The 17866-nt window shown below is 43.2% G+C and carries 19 protein-coding genes; 2 read left to right on the top strand and 17 right to left on the bottom strand.

What is annotated here, in order from left to right:
- Positions 1-268 precede the first annotated feature (268 nt).
- From skiZ to MHH79_RS07725, 12 genes are all read right to left on the bottom strand, one after another.
- On the bottom strand, positions 269-1462 hold the full coding sequence (gene skiZ, locus MHH79_RS07780; RefSeq protein ID WP_063336147.1) for a sporulation-delaying-protein transporter subunit SkiZ: 1194 nt from the start codon (positions 1460-1462) through the stop codon (positions 269-271).
- On the bottom strand, positions 1459-2151 hold the full coding sequence (yknY, locus tag MHH79_RS07775) for an ABC transporter ATP-binding protein YknY (protein ID WP_100506084.1): 693 nt from the start codon (positions 2149-2151) through the stop codon (positions 1459-1461). The genes skiZ and yknY overlap by 4 nt, the downstream gene beginning before the upstream one ends.
- Positions 2152-3285 carry an efflux RND transporter periplasmic adaptor subunit gene (locus tag MHH79_RS07770; RefSeq protein WP_063336149.1) on the bottom strand — a complete coding sequence of 378 codons (1134 nt, stop codon included), beginning with the start codon at positions 3283-3285 and terminating at the stop codon, positions 2152-2154.
- Between the two features lie 4 nt (positions 3286-3289).
- Entirely contained in the window at positions 3290-3985 is a 696-nt protein-coding gene (gene yknW, locus MHH79_RS07765; protein ID WP_014479677.1) for a toxin SDP protection protein YknW, read from the bottom strand.
- 109 nt (positions 3986-4094) lie between these two features.
- Entirely contained in the window at positions 4095-5909 is a 1815-nt protein-coding gene (locus MHH79_RS07760) for an ABC transporter ATP-binding protein (RefSeq protein WP_100506086.1), read from the bottom strand.
- 11 nt (positions 5910-5920) lie between these two features.
- Positions 5921-7678 carry an ABC transporter ATP-binding protein gene (locus tag MHH79_RS07755; RefSeq protein WP_100506087.1) on the bottom strand — a complete coding sequence of 586 codons (1758 nt, stop codon included), beginning with the start codon at positions 7676-7678 and terminating at the stop codon, positions 5921-5923.
- A gap of 223 nt (positions 7679-7901) precedes the next feature.
- Positions 7902-8135 carry a molybdopterin converting factor subunit 1 gene (gene moaD / locus MHH79_RS07750; protein ID WP_063336152.1) on the bottom strand — a complete coding sequence of 78 codons (234 nt, stop codon included), beginning with the start codon at positions 8133-8135 and terminating at the stop codon, positions 7902-7904.
- A complete protein-coding gene (locus MHH79_RS07745) occupies positions 8128-8601 on the bottom strand; it encodes a molybdenum cofactor biosynthesis protein MoaE (RefSeq protein WP_014476677.1) in 474 nt (157 codons plus the stop codon). Before MHH79_RS07745 ends, moaD begins: the two co-directional genes overlap by 8 nt.
- On the bottom strand, positions 8601-9122 hold the full coding sequence (gene mobB, locus MHH79_RS07740; protein ID WP_251218374.1) for a molybdopterin-guanine dinucleotide biosynthesis protein B: 522 nt from the start codon (positions 9120-9122) through the stop codon (positions 8601-8603). The genes MHH79_RS07745 and mobB overlap by 1 nt, the downstream gene beginning before the upstream one ends.
- Positions 9083-10375 (bottom strand): gephyrin-like molybdotransferase Glp, encoded by a 1293-nt coding sequence (gene glp, locus MHH79_RS07735; RefSeq protein ID WP_309529630.1) that lies wholly within the window; start codon positions 10373-10375, stop codon positions 9083-9085. The genes mobB and glp overlap by 40 nt, the downstream gene beginning before the upstream one ends.
- A gap of 17 nt (positions 10376-10392) precedes the next feature.
- Complete coding sequence (locus MHH79_RS07730) at positions 10393-11412, bottom strand: molybdopterin-synthase adenylyltransferase MoeB (protein ID WP_251218372.1); 1020 nt, start codon at positions 11410-11412, stop codon at positions 10393-10395.
- 50 nt (positions 11413-11462) lie between these two features.
- On the bottom strand, positions 11463-12062 hold the full coding sequence (locus tag MHH79_RS07725) for a molybdenum cofactor guanylyltransferase (RefSeq protein ID WP_100506090.1): 600 nt from the start codon (positions 12060-12062) through the stop codon (positions 11463-11465).
- 136 nt (positions 12063-12198) lie between these two features.
- Between MHH79_RS07725 and cse15 the strand changes: the two genes are divergently transcribed.
- Positions 12199-13164: a spore protein Cse15 gene (gene cse15, locus MHH79_RS07720; RefSeq protein ID WP_340035077.1), complete on the top strand. Its 966-nt coding sequence runs from the start codon at positions 12199-12201 to the stop codon at positions 13162-13164.
- Between the two features lie 40 nt (positions 13165-13204).
- On the opposite strand, the gene rok is transcribed toward cse15, so the two are convergent.
- The 3 genes from rok to ahpA form a co-directional block, all read right to left on the bottom strand.
- Positions 13205-13780 (bottom strand): transcriptional regulator Rok, encoded by a 576-nt coding sequence (gene rok / locus MHH79_RS07715; RefSeq protein WP_003232378.1) that lies wholly within the window; start codon positions 13778-13780, stop codon positions 13205-13207.
- A 465-nt stretch (positions 13781-14245) separates the two neighbouring features.
- Complete coding sequence (ykuV, locus tag MHH79_RS07710; protein ID WP_100506092.1) at positions 14246-14692, bottom strand: thiol-disulfide oxidoreductase YkuV; 447 nt, start codon at positions 14690-14692, stop codon at positions 14246-14248.
- Between the two features lie 70 nt (positions 14693-14762).
- Positions 14763-15305: a biofilm-specific peroxidase AhpA gene (gene ahpA / locus MHH79_RS07705; RefSeq protein WP_003245371.1), complete on the bottom strand. Its 543-nt coding sequence runs from the start codon at positions 15303-15305 to the stop codon at positions 14763-14765.
- A 236-nt stretch (positions 15306-15541) separates the two neighbouring features.
- On the opposite strand from ahpA, the gene mscT reads away from it, so the two are divergent.
- Positions 15542-16345 carry a small-conductance mechanosensitive channel protein MscT gene (gene mscT / locus MHH79_RS07700; protein ID WP_003244994.1) on the top strand — a complete coding sequence of 268 codons (804 nt, stop codon included), beginning with the start codon at positions 15542-15544 and terminating at the stop codon, positions 16343-16345.
- 35 nt (positions 16346-16380) lie between these two features.
- Here mscT and MHH79_RS07695 read toward each other — a convergent pair whose 3' ends face one another.
- The gene (locus MHH79_RS07695) at positions 16381-16626 is read right to left on the bottom strand and encodes a YkuS family protein (RefSeq protein WP_309529631.1); all 246 of its coding nucleotides are present in this window, start codon (positions 16624-16626) and stop codon (positions 16381-16383) included.
- A gap of 61 nt (positions 16627-16687) precedes the next feature.
- Positions 16688-17812 (bottom strand): N-acetyldiaminopimelate deacetylase, encoded by a 1125-nt coding sequence (locus MHH79_RS07690; protein ID WP_015383541.1) that lies wholly within the window; start codon positions 17810-17812, stop codon positions 16688-16690.
- Positions 17813-17866: the final 54 nt, after the last annotated feature.

Genomic DNA, 17866 nt, shown 5'->3' with positions numbered 1-17866 from the left:
TAATGAAAACGTATTCATTTTGAATACAATTTCATTGTAAACGCTATTTTCGGTTTAGGCAACTAAAATCATTCAAATTCATTCAATAACTATCAAAATCTTTCACGTTTCTCCATATTAACGTATGTCTATAGGGTTTGTAAACTGTAAATTCGACAAAAATAAGGACAATTGTATGACATTTTCTTCTTATTTTAATGAAAAAAGTCTTTTATATTCATAGTAGAAATCACTATACATAAAAAAACCTCATGCATGTTGCATGAGGCTACTCATAACGCAGCGCTTCAATAGGATCAAGCTTTGCGGCTTTATTTGCAGGAAGCATGCCGAAAATAACACCAATGAGCATACTGAACAGCACGCCCCCGCATACAACCTGCCAGGATATGAGTGACGGCCAGCCCGCAATGGCTGAAACAAGCGCCGCCCCTCCGTATCCAATACCAATCCCGACCAGACCGCCAATCAGCGTCAATACGACTGACTCAATTAAAAACTGAGTCAGAATCTGTCCCCTCGTCGCACCGAGGGATTTTCTGATTCCAATTTCCCGTGTCCGTTCTGTGACTGATACGAGCATAATATTCATGACACCGATTCCGCCGACCAAAAGGGAAATACCTGCAATTGAGCCGATAATCGTCGTCATAATTGCAGTTACTTTGCCAATTCCGGCCGCAATCTCTTCCATGTTCATCACTTGATATGAATCCTCTGTGCCATGATTGTCATTTACCAGCTGTGCCGCTTCTTTTCCAGCCGATTTTATGTCGTCTGCTGATTCGACCTGCAATGATACGTTACTGAAATCACTTGTGCCAAAAGAGGATTTCATCATATTAAATGGCACATACATTTCACTTAAATCGAAAGAAAGCAAGCCTGTTTCTTTTTTCAGCACGCCGATAATTTCAACGGGCTGTCCGTTTATCCAGACAACTTCACCTAAAGGGGAGGTTTTATCGAACAGTTCTTCAGCCATCTTTTGAGAGATGATTCCGGCTCTATTCCCAGCGAGAAAGTCATTGTCGGTAAATGTTCTGCCGCTTTCGATTTCTAAAGAATTGACATTCATGTATCCATCATTTATTCCGTTAACCGTAGCATCGGTTTCTTCTTCGTGATAACGCGCTGTCATACTTTCAGAAGTCGAAGCAACGACTTGTTTAATGCCTTCTATTCCTTTTAAACCTTTAATATCGTTTTCTGTAAACGTAGATTCAGCTGCGGCGTTCGGGTTGCTTGCAAGCTCCTCGTCGCTAGGCATATAGTACAGCTCCACAGTATTTCCCGGGCCGCTGATCGACTGCTTCAGCATTTGCTCGCCGCCCTGTCCTACCGCAACGACAACAATGACAGAGCCTACACCAATGATAATGCCGAGCATCGTTAAGATCGAACGCATTTTATGGGCAAGGACAGAGCTTAGAGCCATTCTGATGTTTTCTAACAGGCTCATTCTCCCACACTCCTTTGCCCGGAGCTGGCAGGAATAATGTTTCCGTCACGCACCATGACGATCCGATTCGTGCAATCTGCTACTTCAGGCTCGTGAGTAACCAGAACGATTGTCGTTCCCTCGGCATTTAATGCTGTAAACTGATCCATAATCGCCTCGCTTGTTTTCGTATCCAGCGCGCCGGTCGGTTCATCAGCTAAAATCAATTTCGGCTCATTCACGATCGCCCTCGCAATCGCCACCCGCTGCTTTTGCCCGCCCGACAGCTCGTTGGGCATGTGGAGCATTCGATCGGCTAACCCGACCTTTTCCAATGCTCTCTCAGCCCGCTCTTGACGTTCCTTTTTGCCTATCCCGGAGTAAATCATCGGCAGCTCGACATTTTTTTTTGCGTTCAGCCGCGGAAGAAGCTGAAATTGCTGAAATACAAAACCGATGGACCGGTTACGGACTGCCGCCAGTTCTTTATCTTTATATGAAGAAATGTCTTCGCCGTCCAATTGATATGTACCGGAAGTCGGCCGATCAAGACAGCCGATAATATTCATGATCGTCGATTTTCCTGATCCTGACGGCCCCATAATCGAGACATATTCACCTTGATGAATGTCCAAATCAATAGAATGGAGAACATCAAACGTTTCCTTTCCGATCTGGTAGCTTTTTCGCACATTAGAAAGCTGAATCATTTAAGATTTCACTTCCATTCCGTCAGTCACCTGATCAGATGGATTCAAAATGACTTGATCATCTTGGGAAAGCCCCTCTTTAATTTCTGTCAGGTCATCTGTCACTTCGCCGATTTTGACATCTACTCGCTTTGCTTTTCCGTCTTTTACTGTATACACATAATATTGGTCATCTTCTTTTTTGACTGCCTTTGAAGGAAGCGTATTTACTTTCCGTTTATCTGTTTCAATATTCATAATAAATTTAAAGCCTGGCTTTCCTTCTGGAAGATTTCCTTTTATTTTCACTTGAAGCGGGTATTGGACCGCCTGTTCTGTTCCTTGTGCCGCAGCGCTCTCCTGCTGATCCGGAACAAGCCCGACTGCGGAAACCGTGCCTTTCCATGTTTTACCCTGTATTACATCTGAAGTGAGTGTGACCTTCTGGCCTTTTTTGACTTTCAATGTATCGTATTCAGACAATTTCCCTGAGACGACAAGGTCTTTTGGGTTGCCGATATGTATGACAGGCTCTTGAATATCTGACTTTTTGGATGCCGCTTCTTGGTTGACAGAAATAACGGTGCCTTCAATTTCGCTTTTCACTTCAAGATCTGATACCCGGTTGGCAAGTGACTGTCGCTGAAGCTCGGTTTGTTTTAATTCGATCTCCGCTGTTTTTTTCTGCATTTGAAGCTCTGTCCGTTCAGATTCGATTTGTTTTTCTGCTTCTTTCTTTCCTACCTGTTTTTCCAGTTCTCTTTCTTTGCTGTCTAAGGCTTTTAACTTTTCTTGAATTTGGTCAATTTGAAGCCGATTGGATTCAGACGTTAACTGGTTCTGTTCTTTTTCCAGGCTCAGCTGCTCATTTGTATAGGTGACTAAAGGCGTGCCCTTTTTAACTTTATCGCCTTCCTTTACTTTAATGTCTTCTAATGTCCCTTTATCCGCTTCATAAAAGACATACTGTTCATTTGAAAATTTTAGCGTGCCAGGAACCATAACCGTTGATGAGATTTCATTTTCTTCAACGCTCCCCGTCTGTATCTCCTTGCCGGCGCTGCCGCTTGTCGGAGCGGCAGACCGGTATATATTGATTCCAACAAAAAGAGCGACTATAACTGCGATTCCAATTCCGATCCAGACTTTTTTCATGAGCTTATGCACCCGCCACAGAATTGATTAAACCTGAAAAAAGCGAAAATACAACTAAAATTCCGAATAGAATGATTGCTGAAATCCACCCGGCTTTTTTGGAGATGCCTCCCGTTTTGTGAAGTCCGATTGCTAATAATACAAAACTCCAGATGCTGAAAATTTCAAAGGTATTTAACACGCTGGCAAGAGCCCCATCAGATGGGATAATCCCTGCCAGTGACGTCGTGCTGTAAAGAGGATTCACGTCAGTCGTAAAAGCAACGATTCCATTAACCAATAATCCGAGACTGCTAATTAAAGAGACAAACAGACCGAGAGAAAGCATTTTTTTATATGTCGTAACTCCGCCTGATATTTTTACACAGAGCCAATAAATAAGAGGGGCAATAAATAATGCTGCGATACCGCCGATAATAGCGCCAGCCATTCCGCCAAATTTGGTTATTGTTGCGACAGTTTCCATTTGTTCAGCAGATAGCCCTTGCGTATCCTGGCTTTTCAAAAGCTCACTATAATCCGTACCGAGTGATTGCAGCACGGCACCGACGATGATAATTGCTGCAACAATCAAAAGCGGTCCCCATACAGCCGGCCTTTCTCTTATTCTTTCAAATTGAACGGACGGACTTGTGATTACTCCGAAAAGTGAAGGCTTTTCAGTCGCCGTTCCGCTGTTTTTTTCTACATTCGTTTCCATTTCAAAACCTCCTTGAGAATATCTAACAAATAGTACGGCAAGGATATCAAAAAGTTTCATGTTTTTCTAATAAATTTCCAAAAACCTTCAATATTGAAGGCTTTTCATATTATTCTATCGCTGTGCTGTATTGCGCTTTCACAAGCCCGGCATAAATGCCTCCTTTAGCGATCAGCTGATCATGGTTCCCTTCTTCTATTTTCCTGCCGTGATCAAGAACAATGATGCGGTCGGCGTCGCGGATCGTAGACAATCTGTGAGCGATCATCACTGCTGTACGCCCTTTCAGAAGCGTTTTTAACGCTTGCTGAATTTTTACTTCTGTCTCTGTATCAATGCTTGCCGTTGCTTCGTCAAGGATGATAATAGCCGGATCGGCGAGCAATGCTCTTGCAAATGAAATGAGCTGACGCTGACCGGCAGACAGTACGCTGCCCCTTTCCTCTACCTCTGTTGCGTATCCTTCCGCTAAATCGGAAATAAACTCATCCGCTCCGACCGCTTGGGACGCTTTCATCACCTCTTCATCCGAAGCATTTGGCCTTCCAAAACGAATATTTTCCATGATGGTCCCAGAGAAAATAAATGTATCTTGCAGGACAATGCTGATTTGAGAGCGCAGACTGGCAAGGGAAAGATCCTTAATCGGTATACCGTCTATTTTAATGGTGCCTCCGGTCGCATCATAAAAACGGCTGATTAAATTCGCAATCGTCGTCTTCCCGCTCCCTGTATGCCCGACAAGCGCAAGCGTCGAGCCCGCCGGAATAGAGAAAGAAACGGCGTGAAGGGCTTTTCGTTTTTCATCATACGAAAATTCAACCTCTTCAAAACTGATCTCCCCCTTTATCTTTTCATTATGAATGGCATTCGGCTTCTCCTTGACATTTGGCTGTTCGTCCAGAAACTCAAAAATCCGTTCTGATGATGCCATCCCCATTAACAGCTGATTATAGACCTGACCCAGTCTCGAAATAGGTTCCCAAAACATTCCCAGATAGAAAGCAAAAGAAACGAAGACGCCAATCGTAATGGTTTCATTCATGATGAGTGTGGCTCCATACCAAATCAAGACAGCCGTCCCAATCGCATTCGTCATTTCTACCAGCGGACGGAACATGGCATTTTTTCTAGTTGCTTCCTGCCATGATTCGTAGTTCTCCTGATTGACACCGTCAAAATACGCCATGTTTTCTTCTTCCTGCGTAAATGCCTGTGTGACCCGGATGCCCTGAATGCTTTCATTTAGATGAGAGTTGAGCTTTGATTGCTTTAGCCGTACCGTTTGCCAGGATCGGCGTATTTTTTTTCTGAGACTTGTTGAAATAAAAAACATAATCGGCAATGTCACCATGATGGCTATAGTCAGCTCAGGGCTAAGCGTAAACAAAATGATAATCACGCCGGCCAGAAGCAGCAAGTCGGTCAACAAATTGATGACTCCGCTTGTAAAGAGCTCCTGAAGAGAGTTAATATCATTCATGATCCTGACTAAGATCGAACCCGCCGACCGCTGATCAAAAAATCGATGGGATAAGCGCTGCACATGGGTAAATAAATGCTGTCGCAAATCGTAAATGACATGCTGGCCAAGCTGATTCATCCACCTGATTCTTAACACATTGGCGGCGTAATTGAGGACATATAAACCGCTAATAATAAAAATGAGCTGAATCAGCAGCTCCGAGTTTCTCCCTGTAATCGCTTGATCAAGAACATAAACGCCGATCAGAATGGGGATCACAAGCTTCACAGCAGTGCCCATCAATACGGTGAGAAAAGAAAGCGGCAAAATTGTTTTTCGATATGGTTTGACATAGCTCAGCAGCCGCCACATTTGAGCCCAGTTAAACGGCTTTTCAATGATTTCATCTGAAGAGTAATAGAAACGCTCTAAAATCCCCTGTTTTTTCGCTTGTTTCATTTGGCCCCTCCCTATCCGACCTCATGCGGCTCATTAATCATTTTGACATCACGGTATTGCAAATCGTAAATCTTTTTATAGTAGCCGCCTTTTTCAAGAAGCTCATGATGTGTTCCCCTTTCACGAATGCGTCCTTTATTAAAAACGAGAATTTCATCGGCGTGTTTCAGTGAAGAAATGCGGTGTGCGACGATAAAGGTTGTGCGGTTTTTCATGACTTCTTTTAAGGCAAGCTGTATGTTGTGCTCCGTTTGCATATCTACTGCACTTGTGGCATCATCCAATATTAAAATGCTCGGGTTCAAGCAGATGGCTCTCGCAATGGCAATACGCTGTTTCTGTCCGCCGGAAAGTCCCATTCCCCTCTCTCCCAGCATGGTGTCATACCCATCAGGAAGCTCCATAATAAAGTTATGAGCCTGCGCCCTTTTTGCCGCTTCGATGACGTCTTCCATTGAGGCATCCGGCCGCCCATACGAAATATTTGATCTGATCGTAGATGAAAACAAGAAGGATTCTTGAAGTACGACCCCGATATTGGAGCGAAGGGTTTTTAACGAATAATCTGTGATGGGTTTGTGATCAATGGTAATCATTCCGCTAACAGGACTGTAAAATCTGGTGAGAAGCTGTGTCACTGAACTTTTGCCTGAACCTGTCGGGCCCAACAGTCCGATTACCTTCCCGCTGTTTCCCTCAAAGCTTACATTGCACAGCGCGTTTGTTTGTTCTTTCCCGTATGCAAGAGAAACATTTTTGAAATGGACATCTCCGGTTAATTTTTGTTTATGCAAAGCATGAGGATGATCTGTAATGTCTTCTTCTTTTTCCAGAATGTCGAGCAGGCGTTCCCCTGACGCTTTTGCTTGAGAGAACATATTGATGACAAAACCTAAGTTCATAATCGGCCACATCATATAATTGACAAGGCTGAAGAAAGCAACAAGCTCGCCGGGATTGAGCTGATTTTGCATAACCAAGTAACCGCCGTATGAGAGGAGAGCTACAATACAAATGTTACCAATGAACTCCATTAAAGGGAAATACGCAGACCAGATGGATGATGTTTGTAAATACTGCGCCCTGTATTCTGCATTGGCTTTATTGAAAGTGCTGATCTGAAAATCTTCCCTGGAAAGAGATTTAACCGTATTAATGCCGCTGATATTTTCCTGGACTTTTGTATTGAGTTTCGCAAACGATTTGCGGATGCCTCTGAAGGCGGGATGGACTCTTTTGTCAAACCGGTATACCGCAACCGCGAGAAATGGCAGAACAGCTATTGTCACAAGCGTGAGAGGAACAGAATAGTAAAACATAACCGACAGGCTGATGGCTACCAGCAGGCCGAAACGAATGAGCTCAGCGAGACCGTATGATAAGAAAAAACGAAGCCCTTCAACATCAGCAGTCAGCCTGGACATCAAATCTCCTGTTTTCGCGTTATCATAGTAAGAAAAAGAAAGCCGCTGCAGTTTTTCATACAGACCATTTCTCAGCCGATAAACGGATTTGATCCCGAACATATCACCTAAATACTGATGAAAAAAGGTAGCCGTTCCTTTCAAAACCATTACCGCAATAAATCCTAAGCTGACCCACGCCGCAAGCTGATACTGCCGTCCCAACACGATCTCATCAATCGTAATTTGCAGGATAATCGGATAAACGACAGTAATTGCAGTCATCAAAAGCATGGCTAGAAGCGACCACATAAACACTTTTCTGTACGGCCAATAATACATTTTTAATCTTTTAAATGTCTCCATATCCAGCACCTTTCCAACATTTATCATCTTTACTATATCGATACCCGAAATAAATTTCTATTATTTTTCAAAATTTCAGTCTAATTATGGAATGAGTCTCTTACTTCATAGGGAGTAACATATGTAGAATAAACGCTTACAGAAAATCATTGTATGCTGGGGATACTTGGGGATATGCCAATGAAATACAGAAAAACCGGACGGCTGAAATGCCGTCCGGTTTTCATCCCCCGCTGACCGGCGGTATGATGGCTACCGTGTCACCTGAAGATAAAGAGGTATTTTCTTTTACATAGCTTTCGTTGACGGCAATCATAGCCGTATCAATAGATTCAAGACCGTATTGTTCTTTTAGATTCACTTTTATTTCATCTGTGGTTGCTTGTTCCATATCTATTTCTATTGCTTGTGTACCGGCCTGTTCAGCCAGTCCTGCAAATAAAAGAATTTTAATCATGCTGCTCTCCCTCGCTTAGGTCTGGTTTTCCGTTCGGATAAGCTGTTGTTTCTAGCTGGTCGCCGATCCATTGCTCACCGTCTTCCCAAATTTCTTTTTTCCAAATCGGCACAATCTGTTTAATGCGTTCAATCGCATACTCATTGGCTTCATATGCGGCTTTTCGATGGGGAGAAGATACAGCAATCACTACCGCTGCTTCACCGATATCGAGCACACCTATACGGTGCGTGATCGCAGCTGAGGCACCTTCCCATTTTTCTTCGATTTCAGCGCCGATTTGAGCAAGCATTTGCACGGCCATCGGTTCATATGCCTCATATTCAAGCCGAACCGTTCTTTTTCCGTTTGTCCATTCCCGAACCGTACCAATAAATGTCGTAATGGCTCCTGCTTCCCGTTTCTCCACTTTTTTGACGATGTCTTCAGTATTAATGGGTGTTTTCGTAATCTCAAACCGTTCCATTATCCAGATTCCCCCTTTAGCTGTGAAAGCACAAAATCCACGGCAACCGGATCATCCGCATGAAAAACGGGTAATCCCTGATGCTCTGTCATATGCTCTTTTTTTCTATAGATGATGGCGATTATATTTACTGCTTGCAGCGCTTCCAGATCTTCCTTTTCACTTAGGATAACCACTTTAGGATAAGGGGCTTTTTTAAAGCCTTCAATCAGAAGACAGTCTGTTTCGAGAAATTGGTATAACTCAATCAGCCGTGCCAAATCCCAATTGCGGCGGGCAGTCAGCTGTAACACACCAGCACCTTCTACCGCTGTTACACCAGCACCTGCCGCCTTGTAACGGTCCGTGTCTTTTCCTTCCGTGAGCGTTTGCGGTTCACCGCCGTGACCATGATGCTTCAGGCAGCCCAAATGGACTCCCTGTTCAGAGGCTTTTTCAAGAATGCGCTCAATAAACGTTGTTTTCCCGCTGTTTTGAAATCCTACAACTTGGACGATCGGGAAAGGACGGACCAAGGCCATTCACTTCCATTCTCTTCTCTGATGAGCAGTACTTGAACCGTTCTGCCAGATTCGTAGCCTCGCGTGCCGCCCGGCAGGATAATAAATGCATTGGCAACTGCAAGTGATGTGACAGAGCTCGACTTATCTAAGCCAACGGGTGTCGCCAACAGCTTCCCTTCCTGATGGTGCACGAGCGCACGAACAAATCGGGTAAATGGGTTCGGCTTCGGAAAATCCTTGGTCAAAACAGCTTCCGCACAAATTGAATGCGGTGTTTCATTGAGCAGCCATGTCTGGATTATCGGTTTGACAAACAGTTCAAAACCGACATAGCATGCCGACGGATTACCTGAAAGGCCAAACAGCAGCATATCGTTTGCATGCGCCACCGTTGTCACGCTGCCCGGGCGCATGGCAACTTTATTAAACAGCACGTCCGCTCCGAGTTTTTCATAGATCGCAGGCAAAAAGTCAAAGTCACCGACTGACACACCTCCAGTTGTGATCAGGAAGTCCACCTTTTTCATCGCTTCTTTAACTGCAGCAAAGCTTTTATCCAGTTCATCAGAGATTTTCCCTAAATAAAGCGGTGTTGCGCCTGCTTCTATCGCTTGCGCATATACCATACTCGCATTGCTGTTGCGGATTTTTCCCGGTTCCAGCGGATCACTGACATTCAGCAATTCGGTACCGGTTGCGATAATCCCGACTACAGGCTTTCTCACGACAGGCACAGATGCGTATCCGAATGTTGCCAAAAGAGCCGTCACTCCTGGTGTCACCCGGGTGCCCTTTCTCAGTAAAACACTCCCTTTTTGAGCGTCCTCACCTGTTTTTGAAATATTATCCCCCGTCTGAAAGCGGCGTTTTAAAGACATAAATGACTTCCCATTCTCCTCAAAGGCTTGAGTCAGTTCAATCATGACGACTGCATCTGCCCCTTCAGGGATTTGCGCGCCAGTCATAATCCGCACGGCCTGAAACGGGCCAAGTTCTTTTTCAGATACTGCTCCCGCTCCAATATGGTCAATAACTTCAAACCGAACTGGGTTTTCACGTGAAGCTTCTGCCGTATCGCACGCTCTGACAGCAAAACCATCGTATGGCGAACGGTCAAACGCGGGTACGTGGTGATCCGCAGTTATATCTTCGGCTAAAAACCGATGAAGGCTGTCTTCAAGCGCCACCCATTCTGTTTCACCTTGTTTTTGAAAATGGCAGACACGCCGAACTGCCTCGTCTACCGATATCGGTGTTCTTTTCTCCAGCATTCTGACCCCTCCTGTTGTTACAATCCAATCACTCTTGCCAACACGGAGTTGGCTTCTTTCACATCATTTGTTCCATGCACCAGTGCCCGTCCATCATTGAAAATGACAATTCTGAAATCCTCGTAAAAAATATGCAGCAAAAACGCATTGGCCTCGACCTTGCCGATTGTTTTCAGCCGCTTAATGAGCTCCTGTTTCGGGATTCTTTTTAATGATTCTGACCTTACCTGCACTGTATCACGGCCGCATAATACAGCAGCTTTTGGTGTGTTCCAATCCTGAAGATAAGGATATACCACATTAGCTCCGCAAGATGGGCATTCCTCACGGCGTACATGATTAACGTTAATCTTCATATGCGAATTGTTCCAGACATCAAATGTCACAAAACCCCGCTGTATTGCTTCTATTTGGCCGGTTAACAGCTTTAATGCCTCAGCCTGCTGATATGCTGAAACGATATGCACAGCAGGCGGAATAATGCCGGCAGTATCACACGTCGCCCCGCCGACAGGAATTTGCTCAAACAAACAAGACAGACAAGGGGTTTCTCCGGGAATGACCGTCATGAACATTCCCTGGCTGCTTACACAGGCGCCATAGACCCAAGGTGTCTTTGTTTTCTGGGCAAGATCGTTTATCAGCATGCGGGTTTCAAAATTATCTGTCGCGTCGATCACGACATCTGCTTTTTCAATCAGCGGCTCAAGCGTTTCGGCTGTTCCTTCGGTAACATACGCATCAATATGTATTTCGCTGTTAATCGCTGATAGATGCTCTTTGGCAGCCATGGCTTTTGGCATGCGGAGTTTGGCATCGCTTTCTGTATAAAGCTGCTGTCTTTGAAGATTGGTCCACTCCACATAGTCACGGTCAATAATGGTAATAGTACCGACTCCCGCTCTCGAAAGCCCTTCAGCTCCTGCAGTGCCGAGCGCTCCCGCTCCGACAATCAGCACATGGCTGTCTGCCAGTCTTTTCTGACCCTCTTCCCCAATTTGCTTAAATCTGATTTGCCGTGAATAACGTTCCTCCATCAAACCTGTTCTCCTTATCTTTTATGTCATCTTATCATGTTATTGCCCCGTCAGTCCCTCTTGAGGGAGTTCGATTTTTCTTCCAAACAGCTAAAATCATCACGTGTATTAATGTTGATAAACTCTGCCGGGTTTGCTCCGATATTTTCAGCCTGTACGTAACAAACCGAAATTCTGCCTAATAAATCTGATATTCTCAACCTCTTCTCAGAAAGCTGATCGTATAGAACTGGCATGATACGTTTGTGGTAAATCGCAATCAATGGCTGCACTTGTCCGTCTGAAATTGGGACTACCGCGTCCGCACCGGCAGTCATCAGACGTTTGAGCTCCAGCATCGTCCTTCTTTGTATCAGCGGTGTGTCACAGGAAAGAACAGTATAAAGATCACCGTCTGTCTTTTTAAAAGCGGTATATATACCAGCCAATGGCCCCATGCCTTGAAATGGTTCAGCATCTTGATACACTTCATTTTCACCGTTTTCTTGAAATCTATCAATAAATTCGGGACGGCTGATGATAAACGTATGTTCTCCAAGTGCCTCTTTAGCGCATTCATAAAGCATCCTGCCCTTCCATTTGACAAACGCCTTCGGTTCTCCAAATCGCCGCGAGGCTCCCCCTGCCAGCAGTACGTTTACATGCTTCAAATCATCTCACCTCTAGTTTCGTTAAAAGCATAGCAAAAGCAAAGGCTCAACGCTACTGCTTGTCTGTTTATTAAAGAGGAATAGCTGTTCAGTATTTGCATATTGTAGTGTTAACATCATGAGGGAGATGGTTCGAATGAAAAGATCAGGTCCTTTTTTCCACGACGTGTCTCAGGAGAACCTTTATTTAAAATCCGAGCTTTCAAGGTGCCATAAGCTGATTTCTGAACTTGAAGCAAGCTACTTTCATCAGAAAAATAACAAACTGCTCAAAGAAAATAACGATATGAAAGAAAAACTCCAGCAGCTGTCTACCGAATTAACACATATGTCAACAAAAGAAAAACATGCCTCCCACACCAGCCAAACCCTGCACCAAATAAGAGCTGAATTGCTTGATAAAATCGTTGTTTTGCAGGAGCTTCTATCTGCTGAAACCTATAAACGCAGAGCCGAAATCGAAGAAAAACATAAACTTCATATTGCTAAAGTCAAAATCGAAGAAGAAAATAAAAATCTTCATAAACGGATCAGCGAACTTCAAGCCTCAATTGAGCAGGAACAAAATGCACTGCTTCAGGCAAAACAGCAAGCCGAATTGATAAAAGCCGAAAATGGGCGTCTTAAAGAGCAAATGGTAGAAAAAGAATATCAGCTAAAACATATTAAAATAGAAGTTGATCATATGAAAGATCGAATCATAGAAACGAAAGAAAGACTGCTAGACATAGAAAAAACGAAAGAAAAATTATTTCACGAAACTATTATATCGTATAAACGGCAGCTTGATGAAAGCGATGCCTGGATTGCTTCTCATTTTGCTGATATTGATGGCGGCACGACACAAAAAGAAAAAACGGAAGAAGAAGCTCCAGCGGTCTACGCGCAGCCAAATCATGTAGAGACCATCCTTGAAGATGTCACCAAACAGATACATGTGCTTCAAAAACAGCTTGCCCGCGCCCAATCATCAGACCAGGCCAAGAGCCATACAATCGAAGAGCTGAAAAACAGAGCCGCTGAAGAAAAGCCTTATCAAAAGTGGGTGTATAAGCTTAATCTTGAAAAAGAAAACAAACCTTCACAGAAAAAACCTCAATAAAAAAACTGCTTGAGCGATGCCAAGCAGTTTTTCTTTATATTTATTCATTTGCTGATTCTGCAGATTCGATTTCACCCTCTAAAATGTACTGCCCGCGATATGGCTTTTTCACTTCCGGGTACATTTTAATTAAGCTTTGCATAAACGTTGTCATATTAGGGATTTCAAGACCGCTTTCTTTTTCAATCTCTTTTTGAAGCTCCGAGCTCTTAATCGCCGCGTTGTGGCGTTTTAATGTTTTAATAGCAGCTTCACGCAGCTTAGCTGCTTTTGATCCCGGTCTTGCCGTTCCTCTTCTTCTTCGTGTAGTTCCGTCTGGTATACCGGCAGGAAGAGAGGAAATAGATTGAAGCTGAGGCTGAACAGACTGCTGCTGTGATTGCGGCTGATAGCTTCTGATTTCCTGAGCCGCAAGCTCAGCGAGAACCGGCAGAGAGTCAGGTTTTTTTTCAGAACGGAAATCCTTTTTGATTTCGGAAGGGCTTCCATTTCTGTCCAGCTCTCTTAATTTTGCGTATATTTTATCACGTTCAATTTGATATTCACGAATGACTTTCACTTCAGCTTCATTTAATTGTTCTAACCGCAAGCGCAAAGCTTCTCTTTCATTAAACATTCCTCAATGTACCCCCTATCAAAATTAACATCTTTAATTAAGATATTAGATTACAAAAGTAATTTTATCAACTATTATTTTAGCATTTTACTATTATATTTACTCTATGAAAAATTCCTTATTTTCTGAAAAAGTTTTATTTTTCAAAAGAGTCCTTTATTCTCAAGGGGTCAAGGGTCTTTCTAGTTTATTTGGTATAATGTTGAAAATATATATTTTACTTACTTCTTTAAAGAAATTTAGTGTAATATCTACAATTTTCGAGTTATGAGATATGAGATTTATCTAAAATTGAGGAAAAACATCAAAAATCAGCTGTGTTTTTTAGCGTATCAATCAAACAAATCATCAATTCCTATACCCAAATTTGGAAAAATAAGCTTCTTACTCTTCTTCCATTGCTTTTTGCACAAATAAAAAACCTGATGTGATCAGGTTTTTAGGAAATACTATTTAGTCATATACCTATTCCATTTCAGCCAGAACGCGGTTCACACGTTTTTCAAGCATTTTCATACCGCTCCCGCCGGCTTGGAAGTGACGGAGCTGTCCTGTTTTATCAAACACATAATATGCAGGTACATATTCATTTTCAAATGCATCGGTTAAAGCATGGTCACTGTCAACAAAAATCGGCTGAGTGATATCGTGTTCAGCAGCTGTTTCTTTAATTTTACCAAGGTCAAGATCATCTTCGGAACGAGGCATATGCACAGCTACAACATTCAGTTGATCTTGATATTTATCACGAAATTCATTCACTTGCGGCATCGCTTCTTTGCACAAGTGGCAGCTGATGGACCAGAAATGAATAAGCGTCGGCTTTTCCCCAATCAATTGCCCTCTCGTCACTTCACCATTTAACCAAGCTTTTTCTCCCGTCAATTCCGGCATGGGCTGACGTAATTTCATTGCTTTTTCCCTCCTATTTAACAGAAAGGCCTAACGAATATGCTAGACCGCTTTTCGTTCTTGGAAAGAATTAAAGTGTTTTTTGGCCTGGTTTCCAGTTAGCCGGACATAGTCCGCCAGTTTGCAGCGCCTGGAGAACACGAAGCGTTTCATCAACATCACGCCCAATGTTGTTGTGGAAAACAGTTTGATATTGAAGCTCCCCTTCAGGATTAATAATAAACAATCCGCGCAAAGCCACACCTTCTTCTTCGATTAAGACGCCATATTCCCGGGATACCTCATGGTTTGTATCAGCAGCAAGCGGATATTTCAGCTGGCCAAGACCGTTTTCTTTGCGGTCTGTATTGATCCAAGCTAAATGAGTATGGATGGTATCAGTTGAAACCCCGATGACTTCTGCATCAAGATCTTCGAACTCGTCATAGCGGTCAGACATTGCTGTAATTTCTGTCGGACAAACAAAAGTGAAATCCATTGGATAGAAGAATAGCACTGTCCATTTGTCGTTTTTCATGTTTTCCTCAAGACTTACTTTGCCGAATTCTTTGCTTGCAAGGACTGCTTCCATTTCAAAACGAGGAGCTTGTTTACCTACCATACGTTCTGCCATATGTATCCCTCCAATTTATTTTTTGGCTTAAAGGTCAAAATCGCATGAAAATAAAGGATGATTAACCATTTTTAGTTATATCGCAATGCCATTATATAAAAGCAGATTTCCCGAGTCAATTTTTAACAAATCATGTATGTCTTTGGCTTCGACATTTTTGAATAAAACGTTTAACATGGTCATGTACAGGGTAACTAGTCTCAATGTGCAGCAATCAATTAGAAAAGGAGCTCAACATGGACTTTATTAAACAATATGATTGGGCGGGACTGATTACAAATGCCGGTGTTCTGCTCATTAAACTCGCCATTATGATATTGCTCTATTTTATCGTTCGATCATTAGGCATGAAAATCATTAAACATCTGTTTGCAAAATTCGAGGAGCAGAATAGCTTGTCTATCGGACGTGCACATACGCTCCGAAGCCTGACTCTTAACATATTTGCTTATACATTGATTTTCATATTTTTCGTCATGGTTCTAGATTTGTTTCATTATGATCCAAGCGCTCTTTTAGCGGGGGCAGGAATCGTCGGCCTGGCTGTCGGATTTGGCGCCCAAGGGCTTGTCAGTGATATCGTGACAGGTTTTTTTATTTTGCTTGAGAAACAATTGGATGTCGGAGATTATATTACCGTTTCCACCTTTGACGGAATTGTCGAGCAGGTTGGCTTAAGAACAACTCAAATCCGCAGCTTTGACGGAACACTGCATTACATCCCCAACAGAAACATCACAAACGTGAGCAATCATTCTCGTGGTACCATGCAGGCTCTTGTTGATATTAAAGTGCCGGCTGAAAGAAACATTGATGAAATGATTCATATTTTACAGCAGGTTTGTGATGAAACGGCAGCGGCTCTTCCACAAATAAAAGAAGGCCCAAATGTCATCGGCATTCAAGAACTGGGGACTTCTGAAATTGTGATCAGGGTCATTGCCAAAACAGAAAATATGGAACAGTGGCGAGTCGAACGAGTGTTGAGAAAAGAAATAAAGAACGCGTTCGACCGCGCTTTCCCTAAAGAAACAGAATAATAAAAGAACCGAAGCTTTTTGCTTCGGTTTTTATGTTACTGAATTCTGCTCTCAACTTCGCTGCAAATTTCTTCAGCCGTCATCCCGGAAGCTGTAATGACAGGTGCTTGTGTTACCGTATCGGCTATCCCTTGCACATTATTATCAAGACCTGTTACGACAAAGCAGTCACAGCCTTGAGCATCAGCAGGGCTTTTCATCATTACAACGTCATATCCTTTTTCTTTTAAAGCAGCTTCTACATCTGATAACGATTGTTCAATTCCAATTTTTTTAGCCATTTTTGAACACCTCCGTTTACTAGAGTGCTCATTTTATGGAATTTTATTCTTTCATTTGTACTTAATTGGCATAAACAGAAAAATAACCTGTCATGACATTAACCGCTGTTTCTATCGCATTTTCATCGGGATTCAGCTTAGCGTGATGAAGCCCATGTTCAGAATCAGCGCCGAGCCAGAACATGAAGCCGGGATATTTTTTCAGCATGTAGCCAAAATCCTCTCCAGTCATAGCTTCTTTTGCTTCAATTACTGTCGCCAGTTGATGTTCAGCAACAAAAGACATAAATTCTTCTGTTAATCCGCTCGTATTGTAAACTTGGTGATAAACAGACGGATATGTCACTTTTCCTTTGCAGCGGAATCCGATTTCGATTCCTTTCACCACATCTTCAATCCGTTCCTTTACCTGTTTCATCGATTCTTCAGAAAGCGTGCGGATCGTGCCTTCCAGGTGGGCCGTTTCCGCAATGATATTTTGTGCCGAGCCTCCGGTAATGGTACCAACTGTAATAACAGCACTGTCTAGCGGATCTGTGTTTCTAGAGATAATCGTTTGCAGCTGGGTGACAAGTGTACTTGCCGCTACAACCATATCCTCAGCCAAATGCGGATATGCCGCATGTCCCCCTCTGCCTTCCAGATCGATGACTAGCTCTGATGTATTCGCAAATAGAAGGCCGCTTTTTGTCGCAATGGTGCCTACCGGAAGCTCTGGAGCAATATGAAGCGCAGTGATGAAATCAGGCTGCCATTTTTTTAATACATCGCTCTCAAGCATTGGTTCCGCACCGCCAGGCCCTTCCTCTGCCGGCTGAAACAGAAAAAGCAAATCATGTTTGACTGGGTGGTGAACAAAATGATCAATAATGCCGAGTGCAATCGTCATATGCAAATCGTGGCCGCAGGCGTGCATGTTGCCGTGATGCTCTGATGCGAATGGAAGACCAGTTTGCTCTTCTATAGAAAGCGCATCGATATCCGCTCTGTACGCCAGCATTTTTTTCGGCGCCGTCCCGTTCACTTTTACAAAAAGCCCTGTTCGCCATTTCTCAATTTCAATTCTGTCTTGGGGATATTGTTCCAAGACATGTAATAAATACTGCTGGGTTTTGAACTCCTGAAATCCAAGCTCCGGTATACGATGCAGATCTCTGCGAATTGCGATGAGCTCCTCTTTCTTCATTTCTATTCCTCCTGCCTATACGAATAAGGCGTGGATACATTATCCACGCCTTTT

Source organism: Bacillus sp. FSL K6-0993, from assembly GCF_037977205.1.
Lineage (GTDB): Bacteria > Bacillota > Bacilli > Bacillales > Bacillaceae > Bacillus > Bacillus subtilis.
The sequence above is the reverse complement of the archived record's forward strand: the minus strand, read 5'-3'. Positions and strand labels throughout refer to the sequence as shown.